The 3,396-nt window shown below is 68.5% G+C and carries 4 protein-coding genes; all 4 read left to right on the top strand.

The window, feature by feature from the left end; genetic code table 11:
• Positions 1-659 (top strand): FHA domain-containing protein (locus tag QZZ33_RS07715; RefSeq protein WP_291379196.1); only part of this gene is annotated, 659 nt, incomplete at its 5' end.
• On the top strand, positions 656-2,299 hold the full coding sequence (locus tag QZZ33_RS07710; protein WP_291379195.1) for a serine/threonine-protein kinase: 1,644 nt from the start codon (positions 656-658) through the stop codon (positions 2,297-2,299). The genes QZZ33_RS07715 and QZZ33_RS07710, both read left to right, overlap by 4 nt.
• The gene (locus tag QZZ33_RS07705) at positions 2,296-3,057 is read left to right on the top strand and encodes a hypothetical protein (RefSeq protein ID WP_291379194.1); all 762 of its coding nucleotides are present in this window, start codon (positions 2,296-2,298) and stop codon (positions 3,055-3,057) included. Before QZZ33_RS07710 ends, QZZ33_RS07705 begins: the two co-directional genes overlap by 4 nt.
• Positions 3,054-3,396 (top strand): hypothetical protein (locus tag QZZ33_RS07700; protein WP_291379193.1); only part of this gene is annotated, 343 nt, incomplete at its 3' end. The genes QZZ33_RS07705 and QZZ33_RS07700, both read left to right, overlap by 4 nt.

Raw genomic sequence — 3,396 nt, 5'->3', positions numbered from 1 at the left:
CGTCGCCGACTCCGGTCGTCAACGGAATGATCGCCGGATTGCCGGACTTTCTGGGCGGCACCGGCACCGGCACCGGCACCGTGGCGCCAGCAGCGCCAGCAGCGCCAGCAGCGCCAGCAGCGCCGGAGACGACGGAGACCCCGGACCCGACGTCGTCCGAGACCGCCCCTCCAGAAACCGCCCCTCCGGGGACCGAGCTTGACGAGGGGCTCGGCGACCACGATGGCGCCACACTCGCGGTCTCGCGGATCGCCGAACTCGCTCCCGATGCGCTGGGCACGGGCGCCCCAGCGGCCGCTTCGGCTCCACCGGCACCCCTCACGGTCGGTCGTGCCATGTTGTCGACCGGGCAGGAGGTGGTGATCGACCGGTCCGTGATCATCGGCCGCCGCCCGCAGGCCTCTAGGGTCACAGGAGACGTGCCCCACCTGTTCGCCGTGCCGTCCCCTCAGCAGGACATCTCCCGCAACCACCTGGAGATACGCCCCGAGGGTTCCTCCGTTGTCGTGGTCGACCTGCAGACCACCAACGGCTCGATGCTTCGACGAGGGGCAGCGGATCCGGTACGGCTGCATCCGGGAGAGCCAACTGTCGTCGTCAACGGCGACGTCATCGACCTCGGTGACGGCGTCACCGTGACCTTTGTGGAGTTGCCATGAGCGCATCCAGGCCCCCGTCAACGCCGCCGACCATTGCCGGCTTTGACTACGTCCAACTGCTCGGGAAGGGCGGCTTTGCCGATGTCTTCCTCTACCAGCAGCACATGCCAAAGCGGCGAGTGGCGGTCAAGGTGCTGCTGGCGGACGCCATGAACCCAAGCGCCGTCGCCGACTTCAAGGCAGAGGCCAACACCATGGCCCAGTTCTCCACCCACCCGGCGATCGTCACGATCTATCACGCAGATGTGGCTCCTGACGGTCGCCCCTACCTGGTGATGGAGCACTGCCCCAAGCCGAACCTCCAGGCGCGGTACCGCAAGGCACCATTCTCGGTGGCAGAGGCGCTGCGCGTCGGGATCCAGGTCTCTGGAGCGGTGCAGACTGCCCACAGGGCAGGGATCCTCCACCGCGACATCAAGCCGGCCAACATCTTGGTCACCGAGTACAACCGGCCAGCTCTCGCCGACTTTGGCATCGCAGCGACCACGTCCGGCTCAGAGGAGTCGCTCGGCATGTCCCCGCCGTGGTCGCCGCCGGAGGCGTTCGCGTCACCGCCCGTCTCCGACGTGGCGACCGACTTGTGGGCGCTCGGCGCGACTGTCTACACGTTGTTGGCTGGTCGCTCGCCTTTTGAGGTACCCGGGCAAAAAAACTCCACCGCCGACGTCATCGGGCGCATCCAACACGAGCCGCTCAGGCCGATCGACCGCGCTGACGTCCCGGCGAGCCTTCAAGCCGTGTTTGCGACCGCCATGTCGAAGGACCCGGCTCGCCGCTACACGTCGGCCGTGGATTTCGCGCGCGCCTTGCAGAAGGTTCAGATCGAGCTCGCCATGTCGGTGACGCCGTTCGACGTGATCGACGACAGTGCCGAGGACCTCTACGACGAGCCGGAGGATGACGGCCGCACCCGGGTTCGCTCCGTGGTGAGCATCGACCCTCAGGGGCCCGGGCACTCAGCGTTCCCCACGTCGGGGTCTGGCGCGCTGCCGGAGGTGCCCTTCAGCACGACTGACGCGGCGGTTCTCGCCGACTCGACGGGGACACCTATGGGCGCCGCCCCCGTGTCCGACGCCACCATCGTGCGCAGGGACGGCCCGGCGCCGCGCGTCGCGGACCCGGCGCCGCCAGCTTCCCTCCCAGACGATGCGACGCTCGGCCGCACCCAGATGCGTCCCCGTCCAGCGGAGCCGATCGCTGAGCCAGAAGCCGCGTCAGAGTCCAGGCGTGGCAGGGCCCCGCTGCTGCTCGGTATTGGCGCGGTCGTGGTCGTGGGGGGACTGGCCGCGGCCGCAGCCCTCGGAGTCTTCTCGCCACCAGGCGACGAGTCGCCACAAGAGCCCACCGCCGTCGTTCCCCAGGACGACGTCGTGGTCGCCGCTCAAGTGCCGATCGTCGACGGCATTGTGGGCACGGTCGACGCCGACACGGCTGTGTTCACCTGGGAGAACCCGGAGCCAGAGCCGGGTGACACGTTCCTGTGGGGCGTGCAGGTGGGCGACGCGGCCGTCGCCTACGAGACGACGGAAGAGCCCACAGTCACCGCTCCCTACGAAGGAGAAGAGGTCTGCATCGAGGTGCTCTTGCGCCGGGCCGACGGCCGGACGGGCTCGGCTCCAGGAGTGGGGTGCGTGGCATGACAGTCACTGGCGCCGAGCGTTCCGAACGCATCACCGTCGAGTTTGCGGGCGAGTACCACCACGTGTTCCCCTCCGACGGGGCATTCACCGTGGGGCGCGAGGGCTCACTTGCTATCGACGACAACCCCTTCCTGCACCGTCACTTTCTGCGCATCTCGCGGGCGGAGTCCTTGTGGTGGCTCGTCAATGTGGGAACGCGGCTGAGTGCGACGGTGACGGATGGCGGCGGGCGGGTGCAGTCCTGGCTCGCGCCAGGCGCGCGGCTTCCGATCGTGTTTCACGCTACTCATGTGGTGTTCTCGGCGGGCCCCACCACGTACGACTTCACCATCTATGCGGACACGCCGCGCTTCGAGGACATTCCTGGTGGCGCGACGCAAATAGGTCCGACCACCCTGGGTGCGGTATCACTCACGCCTACCCAGCACCTCCTGATCGTGGCGCTCGCCGAGCCGATGTTGCGCCGCGAAGGGGCTGGGATGTCGGAAATCCCTACGTCGGCAGCGACCGCCGAGAGGCTCGGGTGGACGGTCACCCGCTTCAACCGCAAGCTCGACAACGTGTGCGAGAAGCTTGACCGGCTCGGCGTGCCAGGGCTCCGCGGAGGAGGCGGCGCCTACGCCACCAACCGGCGTGCCAGGCTCGTGGAGCACGCCCTCGCCGCTCGACTCGTCGGCCGCGCCGACCTTCCTCTGCTCGATCACCCCGACGTCGACGACGACGACGCCGCGATCATTGCCCGAAAGGATGCTCGATGAGCCTCAAGATCAGTACCACCCGCGGCGACGGCACCACGGCGGTGCTTTCTGTGTCCTCAGGAGCCGACACCACGGTGCGCGAGGTCGCTGAGTTCATGCTCGGCGCCGACGCGAGCCGCAATGCAGCGATGAGGCCAGCGGATCCCACCCTTGAGGTCACCCCGCGATCGTCGGGAGCGGTTGCCGGGGGACGCGTGGTCGATCCGGACACGGACATTGCGTCGTCTGGAATCAGGTCCGGCGATCACGTCGAGGTCGTGTCCGCCGCCACGGCCAGCCAGTCCGACGCGTCGGGGCCAGTGGCCACGGTCACGGTGGTGTCTGGCGCCGACGCAGGCG

The sequence above is a fragment of the Demequina sp. genome, assembly GCF_016278775.1.
Taxonomy (GTDB): domain Bacteria; phylum Actinomycetota; class Actinomycetes; order Actinomycetales; family Demequinaceae; genus Demequina.
Note: the sequence above shows the minus strand (reverse complement) of the source record. Positions and strands in the feature narration are given on the sequence as shown.

Coding starts and splice junctions, on each gene's coding strand:
- QZZ33_RS07710 (WP_291379195.1), top strand. CDS start 656: ATGAGCGCATCCAGGCCCCCGTCAACGCCGCCGACCATTGCCGGCTTT.
- QZZ33_RS07705 (WP_291379194.1), top strand. CDS start 2,296: ATGACAGTCACTGGCGCCGAGCGTTCCGAACGCATCACCGTCGAGTTT.